Genomic DNA, 291 nt, shown 5'->3' on the forward strand with positions numbered 1-291 from the left:
CATTCCACCTGCAGAAAACCATCGTCGATGCAGGCACTGACAGCGCTGAGGTGTGCATCCACATCGACAATTTCCAGCACCTGTTCGCGGGTCACGCTGTACACGCATTCCGCGCAGGGGCAGTTGTCCCGCAGCCACTGATGATGAAACGGGCTCAGCCGCCCGTCGGCCCATTGCACGCGAATCTGATCGTCCAGCACCCGCGCATCGGCGAGCTCACTGATCAGCGGGTAAGTACGAAAATCGGCAACAGCGGCGGCGGTTGGCATGGCGATTCCTTATGGTTTTTTG

General features: G+C 59.1%; 1 protein-coding gene. It reads right to left on the minus strand.

Going from position 1 to position 291, the window contains the following annotated elements; all coding sequences use genetic code 11:
- Positions 1-269, minus strand: a 269-nt coding sequence (locus tag KZZ04_RS18790; RefSeq protein ID WP_219423767.1) for a gamma-butyrobetaine hydroxylase-like domain-containing protein, incomplete at its 3' end; no start/stop codon positions are given.
- Positions 270-291: the final 22 nt, after the last annotated feature.

It is taken from the genome of Pseudoalteromonas sp. CR1, from assembly GCF_019392235.1.
In the GTDB taxonomy this organism is placed as follows: Bacteria; Pseudomonadota; Gammaproteobacteria; order Enterobacterales; family Alteromonadaceae; genus Pseudoalteromonas.